Source organism: Ruegeria sp. HKCCA4812 (genome assembly GCF_013034245.1).
Classification (GTDB): domain Bacteria; phylum Pseudomonadota; class Alphaproteobacteria; order Rhodobacterales; family Rhodobacteraceae; genus Ruegeria.
Genome location: NZ_WQFQ01000004.1, coordinates 31616 through 50031 on the forward strand (window position 1 = coordinate 31616; position 18416 = coordinate 50031).

Annotated in this window: 20 protein-coding genes and 1 tRNA gene; all 21 read right to left on the bottom strand. The window is 55.7% G+C overall.

Annotation, left to right across the window (positions count from 1 at the left end; translation table 11 throughout):
• Window positions 1–26 precede the first annotated feature (26 nt).
• Window positions 27–2282: a sigma-70 family RNA polymerase sigma factor gene (locus GOW04_RS12620; RefSeq protein ID WP_171232785.1), complete on the bottom strand. Its 2256-nt coding sequence runs from the start codon at window positions 2280–2282 to the stop codon at window positions 27–29.
• Between the two features lie 460 nt (window positions 2283–2742).
• The gene (locus GOW04_RS12625; RefSeq protein WP_171232786.1) at window positions 2743–3981 is read right to left on the bottom strand and encodes a type II restriction endonuclease; all 1239 of its coding nucleotides are present in this window, start codon (window positions 3979–3981) and stop codon (window positions 2743–2745) included.
• Window positions 3981–4421: a very short patch repair endonuclease gene (locus GOW04_RS12630; RefSeq protein ID WP_254430143.1), complete on the bottom strand. Its 441-nt coding sequence runs from the start codon at window positions 4419–4421 to the stop codon at window positions 3981–3983. The genes GOW04_RS12625 and GOW04_RS12630 overlap by 1 nt, the downstream gene beginning before the upstream one ends.
• Before the next feature lie 31 nt (window positions 4422–4452).
• Window positions 4453–5679 (bottom strand): DNA (cytosine-5-)-methyltransferase, encoded by a 1227-nt coding sequence (dcm, locus tag GOW04_RS12635; RefSeq protein ID WP_171232788.1) that lies wholly within the window; start codon window positions 5677–5679, stop codon window positions 4453–4455.
• Between the two features lie 759 nt (window positions 5680–6438).
• The gene (locus tag GOW04_RS12640; protein WP_171232789.1) at window positions 6439–8568 is read right to left on the bottom strand and encodes an AAA family ATPase; all 2130 of its coding nucleotides are present in this window, start codon (window positions 8566–8568) and stop codon (window positions 6439–6441) included.
• Between the two features lie 172 nt (window positions 8569–8740).
• Entirely contained in the window at window positions 8741–9022 is a 282-nt protein-coding gene (locus GOW04_RS12645) for a hypothetical protein (RefSeq protein WP_171232790.1), read from the bottom strand.
• Complete coding sequence (locus GOW04_RS12650) at window positions 9019–9270, bottom strand: AlpA family transcriptional regulator (RefSeq protein WP_217356925.1); 252 nt, start codon at window positions 9268–9270, stop codon at window positions 9019–9021. Before GOW04_RS12650 ends, GOW04_RS12645 begins: the two co-directional genes overlap by 4 nt.
• A gap of 115 nt (window positions 9271–9385) precedes the next feature.
• A complete protein-coding gene (locus GOW04_RS12655) occupies window positions 9386–10138 on the bottom strand; it encodes a hypothetical protein (protein WP_171232791.1) in 753 nt (250 codons plus the stop codon).
• A 1-nt stretch (window position 10139) separates the two neighbouring features.
• The gene (locus GOW04_RS12660; protein WP_171232792.1) at window positions 10140–11339 is read right to left on the bottom strand and encodes an integrase arm-type DNA-binding domain-containing protein; all 1200 of its coding nucleotides are present in this window, start codon (window positions 11337–11339) and stop codon (window positions 10140–10142) included.
• Between the two features lie 165 nt (window positions 11340–11504).
• Window positions 11505–11579 (bottom strand) — tRNA-Phe (locus tag GOW04_RS12665).
• Between the two features lie 79 nt (window positions 11580–11658).
• The gene (locus GOW04_RS12670) at window positions 11659–11841 is read right to left on the bottom strand and encodes a DNA gyrase inhibitor YacG (protein WP_171232793.1); all 183 of its coding nucleotides are present in this window, start codon (window positions 11839–11841) and stop codon (window positions 11659–11661) included.
• Complete coding sequence (locus GOW04_RS12675) at window positions 11838–12860, bottom strand: ribonuclease E/G (protein WP_171232794.1); 1023 nt, start codon at window positions 12858–12860, stop codon at window positions 11838–11840. Before GOW04_RS12675 ends, GOW04_RS12670 begins: the two co-directional genes overlap by 4 nt.
• On the bottom strand, window positions 12857–13435 hold the full coding sequence (locus GOW04_RS12680) for a nucleoside triphosphate pyrophosphatase (RefSeq protein WP_171232795.1): 579 nt from the start codon (window positions 13433–13435) through the stop codon (window positions 12857–12859). Before GOW04_RS12680 ends, GOW04_RS12675 begins: the two co-directional genes overlap by 4 nt.
• Window positions 13436–13446: 11 nt before the next feature.
• The gene (gene infA / locus GOW04_RS12685; protein WP_005978431.1) at window positions 13447–13665 is read right to left on the bottom strand and encodes a translation initiation factor IF-1; all 219 of its coding nucleotides are present in this window, start codon (window positions 13663–13665) and stop codon (window positions 13447–13449) included.
• A 91-nt stretch (window positions 13666–13756) separates the two neighbouring features.
• On the bottom strand, window positions 13757–14632 hold the full coding sequence (locus GOW04_RS12690) for a carbon-nitrogen hydrolase family protein (protein ID WP_171232796.1): 876 nt from the start codon (window positions 14630–14632) through the stop codon (window positions 13757–13759).
• Between the two features lie 67 nt (window positions 14633–14699).
• A complete protein-coding gene (locus GOW04_RS12695) occupies window positions 14700–14969 on the bottom strand; it encodes a DUF4242 domain-containing protein (RefSeq protein ID WP_171232797.1) in 270 nt (89 codons plus the stop codon).
• Between the two features lie 63 nt (window positions 14970–15032).
• On the bottom strand, window positions 15033–15626 hold the full coding sequence (locus GOW04_RS12700; RefSeq protein WP_171232798.1) for a GNAT family N-acetyltransferase: 594 nt from the start codon (window positions 15624–15626) through the stop codon (window positions 15033–15035).
• The gene (locus GOW04_RS12705; RefSeq protein ID WP_152458860.1) at window positions 15619–16017 is read right to left on the bottom strand and encodes a ketosteroid isomerase-related protein; all 399 of its coding nucleotides are present in this window, start codon (window positions 16015–16017) and stop codon (window positions 15619–15621) included. The genes GOW04_RS12700 and GOW04_RS12705 overlap by 8 nt, the downstream gene beginning before the upstream one ends.
• Before the next feature lie 2 nt (window positions 16018–16019).
• Window positions 16020–16472, bottom strand: a complete 453-nt coding sequence (locus GOW04_RS12710; protein WP_171118521.1) for a low molecular weight phosphatase family protein — start codon at window positions 16470–16472, stop codon at window positions 16020–16022.
• A gap of 3 nt (window positions 16473–16475) precedes the next feature.
• Window positions 16476–16955, bottom strand: coding sequence for a UPF0262 family protein (locus tag GOW04_RS12715; protein ID WP_152458863.1), 480 nt, complete (start codon window positions 16953–16955; stop codon window positions 16476–16478).
• A 98-nt stretch (window positions 16956–17053) separates the two neighbouring features.
• A complete protein-coding gene (hisD, locus tag GOW04_RS12720) occupies window positions 17054–18355 on the bottom strand; it encodes a histidinol dehydrogenase (protein WP_171232799.1) in 1302 nt (433 codons plus the stop codon).
• Window positions 18356–18416: the final 61 nt, after the last annotated feature.

Below are 18416 nucleotides of genomic sequence, written 5' to 3' on the forward strand. Positions count from 1 at the left end.
TCTATTCCTCGCCATTCCCACCATTTTCAAAGACGTTCTCTAAGCTGTTTAAGCCGGGCGGGATGTCTGGCCCAGTCCAACGCTTTGGCCTCGATCTGCCTGATACGTTCACGCGTAACGCCATAAATCTGACCAACTTCTTCGAGTGTCATTTCTTCTCCGGAGAAACCGAAACGCTTAATCAAAATATCACGGCGTCGTTCGGGCAGCTCCGCGAGAAGATCCGATACAACTGCAGTCCTCTCGACGAAGTTAAAGAACACTTCTTCACCGTCTGGCGCTGTGTCGAAGGCATCCACCTGCGATGCATGAAAGGTTGAAGCAAAGCGCGGTACGTCAAGCAATTCTCTTATCTTGGCGATCGGCTCACCCATATCCTTTGCAACTTCGTCAAGCGTTGGCTTACCTGAATTACGCTTCTCAAATGCGGCAATAACTCCGTCAAGCCGGCGAAGGTCTTCATGCCGGTGGACGGGAATTCTGATCGTTTGACCGCCATCCAGTTTGGCACGGCTTACGGCCTGCCTGACTGAATACTGCGCGTAGGTCATGAAGCGATTTCCGGAACGAAAATCGAATTTTTCAACTGCGCGTTTGAGCCCAAAGAACCCCTCTTGAAAAGCGTCGTCAGACTCAAATTGAGAGTCGGAGAGCCGCGTAGATATTCTCCTCATGTCACTGAGGTAGATTTCTACCAAACTGTGCTCCGCGCGTTCAAACTCCTCCAATGCAGCAAGTACTGCCTCTACGCCGTCTATCTGATCCGCGTTCTTAGAACTCGTGTCGCACAAGGAACGTAAGAATTTAGGTGTTACGGCCATTGCCTTCAGCCATTGCACACACGAGGACGTCTGTTGGCGCAGCGAACTTTCCTCACTCAATATTGCACTGGAGAACTTCTCAAGACCGGCTGCAAACCTGTTTCTCACATCGCAATGCCTTTGGGCGTCGAAACTAAGACTTGTCAGCACTGACGGATTAGCCTGACCGTCAACAACGTTTTGACCAACCGAAACAACTGCTCTGGACAAGTACTTGCTTGCAACCAATGCCCCGTACATGGCTTCAATAAGAGACTCAATTTTCAAGAAAGCCTGCTTCTCTTCACGTCTGGAAACGAATCTGCGCTTTACGCCCGGGCTCAAATTGCTTCCGCTACAAATTGACTGGAGCAGTTCAACCAACTCATCTTCATCATCCGGACCAAACTCGTAGGAAGGCTGTACATCGCTATGCTCGCATGGATCTCTAAAAAGATCCAATGTCTCCAGTTCTCGACGGACATTTTCGGCCAGAGCATCGACTTCGAAGCTTCCGCGGCAGAAGCTCACCAATTCCTTGATTTGCTCAAAATAAGCCCCACCATTTGCTACAGTTTCCGAGACCCAGTCCCTGACGATCGACTCCTCGATCGCATAGTGCTCCGACCACGGAGCCTCCGCGAAATGATGAGATCTACGACCATGATGAACTTCAAGAAAGCTTCGAAACCTGGTCTTCTCCGGGTCCTTCGCAACAACAAGATTGCCCGGTGCATGCAGGTCGTCGGCCTCAATCTTCTTGGCAAAATTTCCCGTCGCCCAGTCGCCCGAACTATCATCGTCGTCATCGTTCAGAGCAGTAATAGTTTCGTCGACGCTCTCAAAGTCAGCAGACCACTCGATCAGATCGAGATCGGAATGAAATTCATCAGCATCTTGAACCGTGTCAAAATCAAGCTCAGCGTAGTCTTCGTCAACTATCAGGCTATCAGTTGCGAAATTTAGGGAATCTGACACGTCTGCAGCGGACTTTTGAGCGGCCAATGGTTCTTTGGCATCCTTTCTGCGCAGCTGTAAATCTGGTCCAGTGTCTTGCGAGGAGTTTAAAGAACCCTTGTTGAAGTCGTTTGCTGGATTCTGTTCAGCCGCTGGATCCCTGAAGTTTACCTCTGCAGCGTCAGTCTTTGCTCCAACCCACCCGAATTCGGGCTCCACAATACGGGCGCTGTCCAGAGAAGAACTAAAACTATTGCTCTGCATTTGGCTGTCTTTAGCTGAGGTGCCCTTACTCCCAATACCACTGAGCTCAGTGTTTGCGCTCAGCTCACTAAGCTCAGGATCCCTGTGCCTCTCGCTTTTGAGGAAATTGCTGTCGGAGTTTGCCACCATAGCAGGCATTGTTTCCGAGGGAGCATGTTCTAATTGCGACGACTTGTGAGTTTTTGTTTGGCCGGTGCTATTTTGATCTGAAAATAATTGACCAAAGATTTTTCTACCAAAATCTCTGAGCAAACTGCCCATTCTTCTCGCACCTTCAACCATTCGCTTTATATCAAAATGAGAATATGATCACAAATTTGTGAGTTCAACACAAGGACCGTCACCCACTAAAATTTACGTCCCGTCACCACTGCCAATAATACTTCTAATCGGCAAGCGTTTCGAATGCTTCGACTGGAATCTTCTACCACTCTAGTTGCATATTCTCCCACCAATGCTTTTCATGACGGTCACCATGAATTTTGATGCTCTGCAGATTTTTCGCGGGCGCTCAGGGTGACGAATCTGGAACTGCTCTGCCAGCTTCCGAGGCTTTTTGCCACCAGAGACAAATTCCTTGAACCAAATACCACCTGAAGTCGGGTGCCAATCCGAAGCAGGTTTTTACATCCTCCGGGTTTCGTCTTGTCCACAATTCACGCTTGCGTTGTCGCATTTCCCGGGACCTTCGTGCCATATCGCAACACTCAGCTCACTACTTTCAGATCAACCGCAACTGCCGCTCACGCATGTCTCTTACGATCTCCAGAAAGTCTGCCATCTTCATCAGCCAGGTTCGTTGGTCTGGGCTATAGGTACGGTGCAGATAAGCTGGCAGAACCAGTTGCAACCCCTGTGTCTGCATTTCCCTGGTTTGAACTTTGGATATTGCCGGCTCCAGCGTAAGCAAATGCTTGGTGCTGATCCGGTCGGCTTCTGACAAAACCTGCCGCCATCTGTCTTTACAACTGGTCTTTACCGCCAACATGACCAACTGGTCTGCGGGAAACTGGTTGTCGGCGTATTCTTCCTCGCCGGGAAACAAAAAATCCGCAGCATGACGTTTCTCAGTCGTGGCCTCACGTGTATAGCTTATACCGTGCGCATGGAGAACCGCTTCGACATGGTGACCAAAAGCGTAGCCAGCTCGCGATTTTCGCCGGTTCTGCACACTCAGAGAAAAGCTTAAGAATTCATCGACATCGGCTTCGTCAGCAGTAATGAAACCTGATTTCAAGCGGGTTGAAACAATTTCGCGTTCCAAATGCCGGAACAAAGCTTCTTCATGCTCCATCCAGGCGACCAGTGCACCGTCAGGGTCCGCCAGAGGATCAATCTCTGGTAACGTTTCCCGAGCGAATACCGAAAAAGGAATGGTTCCGGGAAATTCTCGTCCAAACTTTTTGATCAGTAAATCGAACGCATCAGGTTCGGGTTCTTCCACAGTGATGCCAAGCTCTGACAGAACGCTTCGCGCCGGATACCCAAGTTCGATATTGCTGTTATGATCAATCCGTCTGGCAACTGACCGGCCATCATTCAGGTCCAGCCCAAACAGCCAGAGCAGTTGCTGGCCGATTGTGGATCCCTGAGGTGCTAAAACTACCAGGAGCCCACTGTCTTTTCGACGTGCGATTATCAGTTGATCGCCCGCCTTTGCTGACCGCACAACCGGGCGAGCATCAGCAGCGTAGTAAAGATGGTATTCTGCTGATCGCGTTTCATTATCGCGCCTCACGTCACTCCAGGTGCAGAACGATCGGACAGGTTCAGTTGGTCTGTCCAGTTCATCTGTAACCCAAAAGAAATCTGCCGCCATTTCGAGTTTTTCGTCCGATTCCCCGAGAAATGCTTTGAAACTCTTTACACCCTGAAACTCGTGCTGTTTTGCCAGTTCATTTGCGGTGAGAACTTTGGCTCCGGCCCCGTCAAACAGATCTGATAGTACGCCGAACTGCATCAGTTCCTCACCGAAGCATGATCGTCAGGCAGTGCCTCAAGTTTCAGGTCACCTTCGTGTTCCTCAAGCCATTCCAATACGGCATCAAGTATCTCCCCGAGAGGTCGGCGCCGACGGCCCTTTAAAGCGCATTCCCAGACGGTTCCGATGCGCCACCCGGCTTTGTGCAGAGCCTCTATGACGCGCTTGTCGCGTGCAACATTGGTCCCGATCTTTTCACGCCAAAATTTTTCCCGTGTTCTCGGCCATTTAAACAGATGGCAATTGTGGCCATGCCAAAAACACCCGTGGACAAATAGAACGCAGCGAAACTTTGGGAAGACCAGGTCCGGTCGCCCGGGCAATTTCTGGTCGTGCAGTCGGTAGCGCAAACCACAGGCATGAAGCCCACGGCGGATCAACATTTCCGGCTTTGTGTTTACCCCCCGAATTGCCGCCATATTGCGGCTGCGGGTTGCCTTGTCATGTACGTCAGCCAACTTTGCGTCCAGCCTCTGCCCTTATTTCCAGCTGGGACAGAATATGCGGGCGCATTAGCCGTGCAACCTCAGCAAAAACCGGTACGGCGACTGAGTTACCGAATTGCTTGTAAGCCTGAGTATCGGACACCGGAATTCGGAATTCATCGCTATATCCCATGAGCCTCGCGCATTCGCGTGGTGTGAGCCGGCGCGGGTTCTCTCCTTCGCCGCGGCTCACCAGTATTTCCGAACCGTCTTTGTAATAACGAGCGGACAATGTCCTCGAGATGCTGTCGCCATCTACCAACCCAAAACCAAAGCCATTCCCTGCGGCCTTATGTTTTGCAGCATATCTTTGAAGGTAATCCCACAACTTGTCTGAGAGCGTATATTTGTCGCTGACAACTGCATCACAGCCGAAAGTAAAATGCCCTTCGGGTTGTTCTGTGCCGTTCTGCGGGTGAAAGATATCACGCATTCTTTTATGCCCACGCGGGGGCAGGAACAGATCTTCGAAAGAGAATGAGACTTCGGATCGGAATCCAACCAATACGATTCTCTGCCGATGCTGCGGGACAAAATGAGCGGCATCTATGACCTGCGTATGCAGAGTATAACCCAGTTCTTCGGTCAGCTTGCGGCAGATGACCTTGAAGGTTCTGCCTTTATCGTGACTTCTCAGGTTTTTTACATTCTCCAGCAGAAATGCGGCCGGGCGATGATGCTTCAAAACCCGAAGCACATCAAAAAAAAGAGTTCCTTGTGTTTCATCTTCAAACCCGTGGGCGCGTCCCAAAGCATTTTTCTTGGAAACACCGGCAATTGAGAAGGGCTGGCATGGGAACCCGGCTACAAGAACGTCGTGGCCCGGGATCGCCGCTGCATCAACCTCGCGGATATCACCGGCGATCGGCCTGTTATCAGCAAAATTCGCCAGGTAGGTCTGTTGAGCGAACTTGTCCCACTCAGACGTAAAGACGCAGCGTCCCCCCGCGCCTTCCATTGCCTTTCGCAATCCACCGATGCCAGCGAAGAGATCAATGAAGCTAAAATCGCCCGCTCCGCTGACAGGGCGTCGGGCTTCAATCTCCAGCTCCAGCAAGCGAGTGACGCTTTCTCGCGGCTTTTCTTCACCCCTGATCCACCGATAAATATGACCTTCAGAATACTCGAGGTATTCAGCAGCTTCCGGGACCGAATAGCCTGCTTTTTGCAAAAGGATTCCGAAGTCTGTCATTGCTGCTCACACCCTGGGTATTTTTCTGTCATTATGTCGGGAGGCGACCCGCTTCGCAAGAACATAGTGCGTACATCTGGTGCAAATATCATCTTGCACCACTGCATCCAGGTGGCGGACAATACGTTAAACCGTGCATCTCTGGATCAAACCAGCACCTGAACACCCGGCAACAAAACATACGAATTTGCCGCTGGGTGGGCCAGATTTCATCTCACGGCAACACGTCTGAGCCGAACTCATTCCTCAGCTCGAATCGGTAAACGGTACCGGCTCAGAAAGGCTCTGCGTAAACCGATAAGAACGGGTGTCTCATACTGGCTTCCAAAAATTCTTGAACACCGGGCTCAGCGCCACCCGCGTTATTGAATAGTAGCCAGATGGGACCCGTTTCAATTGATCGCGTTTTGCACAGTCGGGACCTTATACTTCGCAGTCTGATTGCGTCTGTTTTTACAGCGACCGTTGCAGCCAATCCGAACCACACGCCTGAACAGGTTCCCCACCACTCTGAGATCTGTTTCTCAAGCTCAGGTGTCAGGTTTTCCCACCCCCTGCGGGGACAGCGGCCCCGCCTTAAGGGGCCCGTCACCCCCCGTAGGGGGGTAGTGTCTGAACAGGCCCGCCTGAACCCGTTTGCAGGCTAAATGACGGCTATATCAGAGGTGTTCGAAGCCCGTATTAAGGGCGTCAGAATGCTGATTTGGGGGTTTGAAACACGTTTGAACTCCGGTCTGTTTTCAGTTTCCTTTGAAGTTTCTAGCCACCTGTGAAACCTCCGTGGCTCCTGACCAGCCGTGTCGTCTGTCGCGAAGGCGGCCCAAACTTCTCAGCTGACAACCGCTCGTCCTGGAGCAATTCCTTCATGGCTTGCACGAGGCGCGATTTGCCGATCCCCATCGTTTTTGCTTGCGCCTCGAACAGGGCGGGCGCGTAATTGGCACCGGTGTAGGGAGAAACTCTCTGACCGGCTTCCGTAGCTTCATCCAGCAACCGAAGAAACGCCATCTCAGCCTTTACCTGCAACTCAGCTTCATCGTCTTCAGATACTGCATCGAACACGCCGTTCCGCCACCGCAGTGTAATCTGACCACCAATTCTGCCGTAGTTCGATTTCATCGTTTCAAGGATGCGGGCATCAGCGTCGGATTCGCAGCCGTTTTCTTTAACCCGGCGAAGATACAGACGAGAGCGAACCGAGTTGTTCCATGCCATGGATCCGCCGGTTCCGGTCCCGGATGTAATACCCGATAGAGAGGGGTGAGCGAGCAAGAGGACGGTGCAATTGTAACGAACACAAAGTCCCCTCAACAAGGTGATGAACTGCCTCGCATGGCTTTGATCATTTTGATCACCACTATGCAGATCGGCAAGGGTGTCGAGGACGACAAGTCCGGGGCTTGCAATTGAAATGGCTGTCTCCAGATTCTTGAAAATCTTGGTCCGGCGCATCTTTCCACTTCGCCGGTCCAGGTCCGCCAGAATGGCCCCCTCTCCTGCCAAAGATCGGAACAAGAGATCCGGCAGGTCGGAAAACGAGATACCGAAAGCTTCCGTTACCGACGCCATGCGACGGTGCAATTCATCCCGTTCGTCTTCAGCAGAAATATAGACCACTGGACCAGGGCGCTGTACGGTGTGTCCGATCCAGTCGATCCCTGTGGCGGCCGCCACGGCAAGCTGCAAGGCAAGAAGTGATTTTCCGGTTCCGCCGTCACCGCCTAGCAGCGACACCGTACGATGAGGGATAAGAGCCGGAACCATCCACTCACGCGCAGGCACGACTACGCCCTCAAAAATGCTTGCTGCTTCCAGGAAGCCAGCCTCCCGATCCTCCGCTTTACTGATCACCGGGTCTTCACCCAGAAGCTCTGCAATGCTCATGCTGCTCAGCGGCGCAGTGTCATCGTCCCATTCTTCATCTCCTGCAGCCGGATCAAATGGCTTCCTTACGCCTGCCTTAAGTTGAGCGTCGATGATCCGTTCTACCTCGGCTTCATTTCCGCCAGCGTGGTCCTGAAGATATCCGTTTTCCACCATGGCCGGCAGGAAAGCCTCTGTAACCTGATCCCGTGTAACGAGGCGGTTAGCGAGGAGGCCCCCGGCCAGATAGGCCTCCCGACAAAGACTTGCATTCCTCGCAGCTTCGGTCTTCGAAAGCCGTTCGGCGGCGCTATCCAGCATTCGAGCGGCCTGTGCGGTCTTCCAGGCATCACCCGATAGATCGATGGCGACACCGGGCGTGTTCTCTTTCAGTCTGGTTGTACCGATCGCGCATTCATCGAGGTCAGTACAGAGATCTAAAAAGCGACCATTGACCGTTCGGGCCACAGGTGGCGGTTTGCCCGCAACCGCTCCGAACGCGAATGACTGAGAGGCAGTAAATGACTCTCGTGCCAGCACATTACCCAGAAGTCCGTTAATGCGAGCGACCATTGGAGCGCGCTCAGCTGGAGTAATTTCCTGCGAAAACGGGCAGAGAATGCGCCAGCGGTTACCGTTTTCATCCTGCTGATGAGACGGGGTTGTATAGATAAACGCGGCTACGCCCGCATCTTCCAGGGCAACAGCTGCTTCTTCAACTGACATCTCACCGGCATCATAGTCGCACTCAATCCCGGACACCGCCAAAAGCGCGCTGTTGTGCCGGTATGATCCGCGCTCCGTTTTTTCACCGGAGAACCGCGCCAGCTTAATATGACGCATGCCGTCTTTGGACTGGTGCACATTGTTCGCTATCCGCGCCGCCAGCTCCCTGACAGACATCGTGCCTTCCTTCATTCTGAGTGCACGTCGGTTGGCAAACACCGTAACGTGTATAGGAATGTCGAGAGGGTTTTGACGGACTATCGAGTCCTCGTAATCCACCGCTTTTTTCAGCGTCTTCATTGGCTTGCCTTTTTTGAGGGTTGCGCGCACACCTTTCTTTCACCGCCGGTGACTTACGTCGTCTTTTGGCTGTGGGGTAGAAATCAGATCCGTGTAGTCTGCAAACTTCTTGTGGTTCCCGATGCAGTGTCCTCCTCATAAGGAAAACACCGCAGGCTGTTTTTTTTGTAAATCAGAGACCGTCGTCGACAACGTGATCAAAGGGCCGTTCAGTCAGAGGTCTGAGAAAAAACGAGTCCTTTCCAGCGAGTGGGAATTCCGGTCGTTTCAACACGGCAAATATCGCGTATTGCGCTCCCCACTCTTCCTCAATTTTTTTTCGAGCGCCTACCTCGGTCTGCGCGAATTCCAAAGCCTTACGGCTGTTCCAGCCGAAATAGACCAGCTGCTCTGTGCGAGCTATCTCGTAAGTGTCCCAGTATTCTGAGGGAATTTCCGGAAGATGGGTCATCATTTCAGTTGCCCTTTCTCACACAAAGCCCTCGCTCGGTCCTGTACAAACGCGTCCAACCACGTTTCTGGCATTGCTGAAGCGCGTTCACTGAGTTTGATAAACGGCGGAAAACGTCCTTCTGAGATCATCTGGTAAATCTGACTTCGGGAAAGTCCGACGCGGGAAACGACCTCCTGCGGACGGAGCATTTGCCCGCCTGGAACAACGTCGCTCCAGCTTCGATCGCTTTCGGGTGATTGAGCCTGCATTCTTTGTCTCCTGTTGTTCAGGACCGGGGCATGCCGGTCAGCTGTGGAGATCATTGTGCAGGAACGTGCGAACTAAGAAAAATCACCGGGTTCAAAGGTTTTCAAAATTTGGTGTTTATTGACAGCCTTGCCAAATCAGGGACTCATAAAACCTGCAATTCACCTCCCAGAGCTTTTTGCCGTCAGTGCTTGAAACACTTTTTTTCCATTCGTTTATCTTTTTTCGGAGGGCTACCATCGAGTGGAACTGCCAGTCCTCCATGTTAACCCCCTCAATTTCCGAGACCACGAACAGAGTCTCCGCATTCTTGGACAATTTTACTTCGTATAAAATTTCTCTCACAAACATGACGGCCGCGCTAAGCTCAGTTTTTGTGCCCGGATTGAATGTTGGCGTTGGTTCTTCACGAAACAAAGCCGCATACAAGCCCAGAATCTCCGGATAAAAGTTCGCCTCCCACCACTTGTGCGGAAGCTTTTCGTTCAACTCTTCCGAACGCTTAAACCTTGAGATTGTCTCTTCGAGTTGCTGTCTGAGTTCATCGCCAGCAGTCCTGTACTCGAAACCGAGCTTGTTCAACCTTTCGACTACGTCAAAGTACCTGAGGGCGGCGGCAGCGTCTGCAATGAACTTTTTCTCATTGAGCCCCAAAGCCTGTTTGAAGTGCCCTTGCATCGAAATCGCAACAGTTTCGTTAAGAGCGCGCCGCGCTCTTTCCGACACCTCAGCACCAAACGAGGCAGGAAAGACTTTCTTCGGCGACCTTAGCCGGTGCCTGACGATTTCGCAGGTCTTTTCCAGAATGCGCTCAAAAGCCTCACTTGTTATCCAGTCATCGGCCGTAATCAGATCTGCAATCCGAACCACGTCACTGCCCCGCTGCATCAGTTCGAAGCTGATCGAGTTTTTTAGCCCACCAATCTGCCATTCTCACCCGTTCCTCCCAGTGTTCTCCCCGAACATAGGCGCGTCGCACGTCGTTGCCCTCAACATGAGCCAGAGCACGTTCAACCGCGTCTGCAGCCCACAGACCGCTTTCGTTTGCGAAGGTGCTGAACGTTGCCCTGAAGCCGTGTGCGGTTATCTGATCGGACGAGTACCCCATCCGCCGGAGTGCAGCGTTCAGAGTGTTTTCCGACATGGGTTTCTTCCAGGAACGCGCGGAGGGAAAAAGATAATCACTTGTTCCTGTATGCCGGTGCAGTTCTTTCAGCTGATCCAGCGCCTGCCGTGGCAACGGAACACGGTGAGGGCGGCGCATTTTCATTCGTTCCGCCGGGACACGCCATGTCGCCTCCTGACGCTCAAATTCATCCCATGTCGCCAGTCTGAGCTCTCCGGGGCGCGGGGCCAGAAGGGCAAGCAGATGCAGCGCATGTTTTGTCGCAGGCTGACCCGAGAAAGCATCGATCCTGTTCAGAAGCAGGCCAAGTTCTTTCGGATCAAGTATCGCTGATCTGGAACGCACCTGCGGACGGATAAGCGCTCCCTTAAGTGCCTCTGTAGGATCCTTATGCGCGCGCCCGGTCGCAATTGCATAGCGGAACACTGATCCGATCGTGCTCCTGAGCCGACTGGTTGTTTCATAGGTTCCTTTGCTCTCAACCTGCCGCAGCAGGCGCAGAACATCCGGGGTCTCTATCTGCGCAACAGGGCGCTCTGACAGCATCGGCTCGGTCTGACTGATTAGCCAGTTCAGCTTCTTCAAGGTAGCAGGCGCCCGCCCTTCTTTTTCGAGCTTTGATAGATACTCCCGGGCCACGACGCCAAAGGTCACTGCACGTTCCCGTTCGGCCTCAATCCGTGCCAGTTTCCGCTCCTCTCCCGGGTCTTTGTCTTCCAGCAAAAGCAACTTCGCCGCATCGCGTTTTTCGCGTGCAAGTTTGAGGCTGACGAGCGGGTAAGGACCCAGAGAAAGGAGCTTTTCTCTACCCCCAAACCGGTACTTGAGCCGCCAGAGCCTGGACCCCCCGGGATTGATCAGCAGGTGCAAACCGCCCCCATCAAATATTTTGTAAGGTTTTTCGCGGCTTGCGGTATTTCGGATGGCTGTATCGGTCAACGGCATGGGAACAGGAATCGAATTAATGTGGTTTTGAAAATACCCCCGGAAATACCCCCAGATCGTCTGGCTGCCCCCGGAATCACCTGAACGACGCTGGACTCAGAATGCAGCAAAATCATGGCGTTACCGAAATTTTCGGACGCCTCTGGATGCTGCTGAAAGTATAAATGGTGCCCGGGGGCGGAATCGAACCACCGACACGAGGATTTTCAATCCACTGCTCTACCCCTGAGCTACCCGGGCACGGGAACGACGTTCGTCGTTGGGTGGGGGCCTTCTATGACTTGCTACAAGCGGTGTCCAGAGGCTTTTTCACATTTTTTCAATGCGGTCGCTTTGGCGTGAAGTCCTGCGTGTCATCCTCGGCTTCGAGGTCCTCTTCGCGCTGCGACGGAACCGAGTAGGACCCGTTCAGCCACTTGGCCAAATCAATGTCCGCACACCGCCTGGAACAAAACGGACGAAACTTCTGCTCGGTCGCGGCACCGCAAATCGGGCAGTTCATTTCAGGACCTCCATCACAGGAACGCGACCACGCTTTCGCTGCAACTCAAAGTGGCCCAGCGGGGTCCAGCCTGCAAGAATCGTCTCGTCCGGGTCTGATCTGAACGCGGCGCGTAAAGCGGATTCAAACCCGCGGCGATCCTTCTTTGGCATGGGCGCGAGGTCCAGCGTAATCTGACCAGCCAGCCCACGTACGCGCAAAGCACGGGGCAGCATCTTGGCGCAGGCGAAATTGGCCTTGGTGCCCGCCGCCAGCGAGGTGTCCGCTCCGGTGTTCACATCCACGGCGACCAATGCGCGTGTGGGTTCGATGTAAAGATGCCCCCCGCCCGGCAAAGGCTCGGACGCTCCCCGCACCGTATCCAGCGCATCCAGAACGCCGTGGGTTTCGAACCCGCCCGCCTGTGTCACGACTTCGGCCGGGTCGGTCCAGTCGCGCCAGGCAAGGATATGGGGGCTGTCACCCTCGCTGAGAAGTTCAGGCTCGGTCCCGTCGTCATTCATCACCTGCTCGGCCTGCGTCAACATGGCCGCGATGTCTTCCGAGATCTCTTCGGCATCCGCACCCGCGCAGCAGGAGCGCAGGATCAATCCATAGGCGCTGTCACCCATCTGCTCGTGCGCGATTTCAAGCAGTTGATCGCGTATGTCTTCGTCCTTGATACTGCGCGAAATGTTCAGGCCCGGAGCGTCCGGCGTGACAATCGCATAGCGGCTTTTGAAGAGGATGCGATTGCTCACCGGTATGGCTTTGCCGGGCTCTGCAAAGCCGGTGACCTGTACCAACAACAGGGCACCGGGACCCAAGCCTTTGACTTGTCGCAGGAAAGCAGGGCCATCTGGCGTGGTCAGGAACATCCCGCCCTGCCCCTTGACCGGGCGGTCAGCGCGGGCGCGGTAGATCGTGCCGGGCGCGGGTGCGTCTGCGGCAATCAAGAAGTCATCCAACTTGCCGTCGACCATCAGCGCAGCCGCTTCGCGGCCTTGGATGTGGTCCAGAACAATGGTGCGACCTTTCATGATGCCTCTCGATACAGTGGATAGCCGATGCCTTGCAGCAAGGCCGCGGTCTCGGACAGGGGCAGGCCGACGATGCCTGTAAACGACCCCGAAATCCATGGAATGAAAGCCCCTGCGGGCCCCTGAATCGCATAGGCGCCTGCCTTGCCGCGCCAGTCTCCGGTCGCCAGATAGGCGTTGATCTCGACATCCGACAGACGTTTGACCTTGACCTGTGAGACGACATCACGCTGTAGCACACGGTCTCCGCGCCGGACCGCAACCGAGGTGATCACGCGGTGACGACGACCAGACAGGGAATGCAGAAACTCCGCCGCCTGCCCCGCATCCTCAGGCTTTCCCAGAATCCGACGCCCCAAGGCCACGGTGGTATCTGCGCAGAGGGTGACGTCGTCTCTATCCGCCTGAACAGCCTGCACTTTTTGGCGCGTGATTCGGTGGCAATACGGAACCGGAAGCTCGCCCTTCAGGGGCGTTTCGTCGATGTCGGGGGCGCGGATGGCATCGGGCTGCACGCCAAGCTGGGCCAACAGGTCCAGCCGTCTTGGGCTGCCCGATCCGAGAATGAACGCCATTGCGGCAGGCGTTACTTGAAGCGGTAGTTGATCCGACCCTTGGTCAGATCATATGGGGTCATCTCGACCTGAACTTTGTCGCCGGCCAGAACACGGATGCGGTTCTTGCGCATCTTGCCTGCCGTATGTGCGATGATCTCATGGCCGTTTTCCAGCTCGACCCGAAACGTCGCATTAGGCAGGAGTTCCTTCACGACACCGGGAAATTCGAGCGTATCTTCCTTGGCCATGTTGTCTCCATCATTACGTTGCACCCGCAGAATCTGCGGGGGTGTGCGCTTAAATGAGCCTATTTCGGCCTTATTTCAAGGGCGGAATCACCTAAAGAGCGGATATTGTGACCGATTCGACTCGGGCGGCCTGTTCCTCCCAATGGGTTCGGTTCAGCACGTGACCGTCTGCGCGAACCTCAGCGATGGCTGAAAGATCGACATCCGCATAGGTCCAGCCCGGCTGATTCAAAGTGCCTTCGGCCAGCACACCGGTGGCCGGGAACCCCTTGTCGGGCGGGCCAAAGACGCCTCCGGTCCCGGTATTCATATCCACCGCCTCGGACCACTCATTGTTCCCGACCAGCGAGGCCATGACTGTAGCGCATTGATTTTCCAAAGCTCTTGACATTGCGCCAATCCGCACGCGCCAGTAACCCGAAAGCGCTTCGGTACAGGATGGCACAAGAATCAAGTCTGCTTCGCTCAGCGCGCGGCCCAGCAACGGAAACTCGCTGTCATAACAGATCAACACACCGATCTTGCCCAGCGCGGTGTCGAAAAGCTTGAGCGGACCACCGGGGGCGATGTCCCAATCCTCGCGTTCGAACCGGGTCATGATCTGTTTGTCCTGATGGTCGCAACTGCCATCCGGCGCGTAGAAGGCGGCGCGGTTCACCGGTCGCCCGGTTCCATCAACAACCGGCGCCGACGCACCCAGAATGTAGGTTTTGTACGTCTTGGCGAGGCGGGTGTGCAGGTTTTGTACATCCTCCATCCGGTCGGACACGGCCCGGATCGAACGTTCCAGATCGCCGGCAACCTCGGCCCCGTCCAGGGTCGACAGCTCCATCGCGCCGTATTCGGGAAAGACCAACAATTCGGCCCCCTGCCCTGCGGCCTGGGACACCCAGCGGTTCAGCTTGTCTTCGTATTGCGCCCAGCTGTCGAGCCAGTCGAGATCATAGGCGGCAGTTGCGACTTTCATGGCAGCGTCCCCGTGCGGTCAAATTCGCATGACCTTAGTCGCGGACGCAGACCGGAGTACAGCCCAATTACCCTGCGGTCGTCGGATCGATGATCGTGGTCACTTCGGTGATCGTGTTGGCCGGGAACCCGCTGAGTTCCGCATGCTTGTGGATCGCGTCCTCGCTCTCGGCCAGATAGATGCAAAAGGTCTTGTCACCAGCAACATAGGAATGCTCCCACTGCACGCCGGGTATTTGCGCCAGCGCTTCGTTCGACTTCGCAGACGCGCCGCACAGTTCGTCACCGGACATGAAACCGACACCCGGAAGATCGCGTTCGATAACATAGCGTTTCATGGCAATTCCCCCACAGAAAACCCAACACTAACATGATTCGGGGATTTCTTCTGCGTTTGGCGTTCAGAGATCCCGGATCCAGAACTGCAACGGCTTCTGGGTCTCGCCCTCTTGCCCGATATCTTTCCACGAAAACTGTGCGATCGCACCGGGCAATGGTTCATACCCCCGCGCGCGCCAGAAGGCATCCAGCGGGCGGTAATTGTCGGGCCGCATCGGATGATCTGCCGGGCGTTGTACGCCGCAGAATGCGCATTTGGTGAAACCCAGCGCGCGGGCATGGGCTTCGCGGGCGTCGAAGAACCTGTGGCCGACACCCTGCCCGCGATAGTCGGGCAACAGCACCGATTCGGCGCAATAGAAGATGTCATGCAGGTCAAGCCCGGTGCCCTCGAAGGCCGCCGCGAAGTCTTCGGCGTGGTCGGTCAGGGGGGCGCCGGTTGACGCGCCGATCAGGCTGTCGTTGTCGAATGCGCCCACCACGATGGCCTTGTCGCTGTCGCGGTAGGATTGCAGGTATTTCCGTTCATATTCCAGGTCGCCATCGTAAAGATACGGCCAGGCGTGAAATACCTTGATCCGCAGCCGGGCAACGTCATCAAGGGCGGCTTCCAGTGCCGCTCCGGTCAGGGGGCGGACGGCGGTGACCTCAGCCATTCGAGACCTGTTTGGTCCAGTCCGCCAGGTTGTAGAAAGTGGTGACGCGGGTGATCTTGCCATCCTTCAGGTCGAAGAACGAGCCGGCAGGCAGGCGGTACGTCTGGCCATGCGCATCCGGCAGGCCATCATCGGTTTCCAGATAGGTTCCGTTGACGATGAATTCGGCTGCGGCGCGGGTGCCGCCTTCGGCTTCGAACACGACGATGTCGGTCAGGTTTTCTTTGTAGCAGCGGTTCATATGCGCGCAGAACGCGGCGAACTTGTCCTTGCCAATGCGGATCTGGCCCTCGTTCACGTGATGGGCCACGTCATCGGACAGGCAGGCCAGCATGGCATCCACGTCACCGGCATTGAAGGCTTCGAAATAGGTTTTGACGGTCTGGTTCATGGTCACTCCGTAGGTTCGCCCCAGCGGTCTTTCAGATGTTTGATAATCTGATCGCGGGTCTGTCGGTAGTGATGTAGCTTTTCTTCGCGGGTCTCGCCCAACCCGGTAGGGTCCATTATTGGCCAATAATCGACATCGAGGTGAAAAACCCGCGTCAGTTCCAGCGCCCGGCGCTGACTGGCGGGCGAAAGCGCCACCACCAGATCGAACGAGCTGAGATCGTCGCCCCATTCCTGCATCTCGTCAAAGGACCGCGAGCGGTGACGGGACAGTTCCACACCCACCTCGTGGCAGGCCGCGATGCAGAACCCGTCGATTTCCAGATCGTTGTGCACGCCAGCGGACTGCACATAGGTGCCCGTGCCGTAAAACTTCTTCATCAGCCCCTCGGCCATCGGAGATCGAACCGAGTTGTGGTCGCAACAGAACAGGACCGACTGCGGCAGAGGCTTCACCCGTCAGCCCCCGAAATGCAGCACGCAGATCAGCGTGAACAGGCGCCGGGCCGTATCGGTATCCACTTCTGCCTTTCCCTCCAGCCGTTCCTGCAGCACGCGGCTGCCTTCGTTGTGGATGCCGCGGCGGGCCATGTCTATGGTCTCGATCTGGCTGGGAGGCAGCGACTTGACCGCGTCGAAATAGCTTTCGCAGATCTGGAAGTAATCCTTGACCACCTGCCGGAACGGGCCAAGCGACAGGTGAAATTCGGCGGCTTTTTCATTCTCTTCGGTCGCGATATCAAAGACCAGCCGTTTGTCGCGGATCGACAGTTGCACGTGGTAAGGCCCATCAGGAATGACGCGGTCATCCCGATTGGGCAGCGAAAAGCTGTTGTCTTCCAGCAGATCATAGATGGCAACCTTGCGTTCCTGCTCGATCTCGGGGGTCGGCGGCGGCAGGTTTCGGTCATCCAGTTCGATATGCGAAATGCGGGTCATCGTTACGGCTACAATCCTTTTGTCAGCACAGACCTATATCAACGGAATCCAGTCGGCAACGCAGAGAAGCGCCATATGTGTCCAGTCTTTGCGTCATTTCAGCCATTCAGGCGATTCAGACGCGCTGTGACAGAAAGGCCGTGCGCCTCGAGGCTTTCTGATTGCGCCAGTTGTTCAGCGGCGGGCCCGATGGCGCTCAGGGCCTCGGGGGTCATCTGGCTGAGCGTGGTGCGTTTGAGAAAATCCATCACGCTGAGCCCGGACGAGAACCGCGCGGACCGGGCCGTTGGAAGCACGTGGTTGGGTCCACCGACATAGTCGCCGATGGCTTCGGGCGTGTACTGGCCCAGAAAGATGGCCCCGGCGTGGATGGTTTTTTCGCTCAGCGCCACCGGGTCTGCGACGCAAAGCTCCAGATGTTCCGGGGCGATACGGTTCGACAGGATTGCAGCCTGGTTCAGATCACGGACGGTTATGATGGCGCCGAAGTCGCGCCAGCTGGCCCCGGCGATGGCGCGGCGCTGCAAGGTTTCGAGGCGTTTTTCGACCGCCTTCGCGACGCTTTGGCCAAAAGCGGCATCATCCGTGATCAGAATCGACTGCGCGCTTTCGTCGTGTTCGGCCTGGCTGAGCAGGTCCAGCGCGATCCAGTCGGGATCGTTGTCCTTGTCGGCGATGACCAGGATTTCCGAGGGGCCCGCAATCATGTCGATGCCGACCTTGCCAAAGACACGGCGTTTGGCCGCCGCGACAAAGGCGTTGCCCGGGCCCGTGATCTTGTCGACCGGCGCGATGGTGTCGGTGCCGTAGGCCAGCGCCGCCACGGCCTGCGCGCCGCCGATGCGATAAACCTCGTCCACACCCGACAGTTGCGCGGCCAGCAGAACCAGTGGATTCACCTGCCCGTCCGGCGTGGGCACAACGATGGCCAGCCGTTCGACCCCCGCCACCTTGGCCGGGATGGCGTTCATCAGAACCGAAGACGGGTATGAAGCCAACCCGCCCGGCACATAAAGCCCGGCGGCCGAGACCGCCGACCAGCGCCAGCCCAGTGTGGCCCCGGCCTCATCCGTCCAGCTTTGGTCGCTGGGCATCTGACGTTCGTGATAGGCCCGGATACGGGCGGCGGCCAGTTCCAGCGCCGCCCGGTCTTCGGCCCCGACTTGCGCCACCGCGTCTGCGATCTCCTGCGCGCTGAAGGCCAGCGTTTCGGGTGTCAGCTCCAGCCGGTCGAATTTCGCGGTCAGTTCAATAACCGCCGCGTCGCCCCGGTTGCGGACATCGTCGATGATCTGCGCCACAACCGCGTCCACATCCGGGCTGTCCTCGCGCTTGGCAGACAGCAGGGTTTGGAAGGCGGCTTCGAAATCGGGCGATGTGGCGTCGAGGAAAACGGGCATGATCTGGCACTCCGGGCGTTGCGCCACGGGACATATCGCCCACGGGGCGCGGCCTCAACCC

Bases quoted from the DNA above. Each gene is read 5' to 3' on its own strand.
- GOW04_RS12620 (WP_171232785.1), bottom strand. From the start codon at position 2,282: ATGGGCAGTTTGCTCAGAGATTTTGGTAGAAAAATCTTTGGTCAATTA.
- GOW04_RS12625 (WP_171232786.1), bottom strand. From the start codon at position 3,981: ATGCAGTTCGGCGTACTATCAGATCTGTTTGACGGGGCCGGAGCCAAA.
- GOW04_RS12630 (WP_254430143.1), bottom strand. From the start codon at position 4,421: ATGGCGGCAATTCGGGGGGTAAACACAAAGCCGGAAATGTTGATCCGC.
- dcm (WP_171232788.1), bottom strand. From the start codon at position 5,679: ATGACAGACTTCGGAATCCTTTTGCAAAAAGCAGGCTATTCGGTCCCG.
- GOW04_RS12640 (WP_171232789.1), bottom strand. From the start codon at position 8,568: ATGAAGACGCTGAAAAAAGCGGTGGATTACGAGGACTCGATAGTCCGT.
- GOW04_RS12645 (WP_171232790.1), bottom strand. From the start codon at position 9,022: ATGATGACCCATCTTCCGGAAATTCCCTCAGAATACTGGGACACTTAC.
- GOW04_RS12650 (WP_217356925.1), bottom strand. From the start codon at position 9,270: ATGCAGGCTCAATCACCCGAAAGCGATCGAAGCTGGAGCGACGTTGTT.
- GOW04_RS12660 (WP_171232792.1), bottom strand. From the start codon at position 11,339: ATGCCGTTGACCGATACAGCCATCCGAAATACCGCAAGCCGCGAAAAA.
- GOW04_RS12670 (WP_171232793.1), bottom strand. From the start codon at position 11,841: ATGAACTGCCCGATTTGCGGTGCCGCGACCGAGCAGAAGTTTCGTCCG.
- GOW04_RS12675 (WP_171232794.1), bottom strand. From the start codon at position 12,860: ATGAAAGGTCGCACCATTGTTCTGGACCACATCCAAGGCCGCGAAGCG.
- GOW04_RS12680 (WP_171232795.1), bottom strand. From the start codon at position 13,435: ATGGCGTTCATTCTCGGATCGGGCAGCCCAAGACGGCTGGACCTGTTG.
- infA (WP_005978431.1), bottom strand. From the start codon at position 13,665: ATGGCCAAGGAAGATACGCTCGAATTTCCCGGTGTCGTGAAGGAACTC.
- GOW04_RS12690 (WP_171232796.1), bottom strand. From the start codon at position 14,632: ATGAAAGTCGCAACTGCCGCCTATGATCTCGACTGGCTCGACAGCTGG.
- GOW04_RS12695 (WP_171232797.1), bottom strand. From the start codon at position 14,969: ATGAAACGCTATGTTATCGAACGCGATCTTCCGGGTGTCGGTTTCATG.
- GOW04_RS12700 (WP_171232798.1), bottom strand. From the start codon at position 15,626: ATGGCTGAGGTCACCGCCGTCCGCCCCCTGACCGGAGCGGCACTGGAA.
- GOW04_RS12705 (WP_152458860.1), bottom strand. From the start codon at position 16,017: ATGAACCAGACCGTCAAAACCTATTTCGAAGCCTTCAATGCCGGTGAC.
- GOW04_RS12715 (WP_152458863.1), bottom strand. From the start codon at position 16,955: ATGACCCGCATTTCGCATATCGAACTGGATGACCGAAACCTGCCGCCG.
- hisD (WP_171232799.1), bottom strand. From the start codon at position 18,355: ATGCCCGTTTTCCTCGACGCCACATCGCCCGATTTCGAAGCCGCCTTC.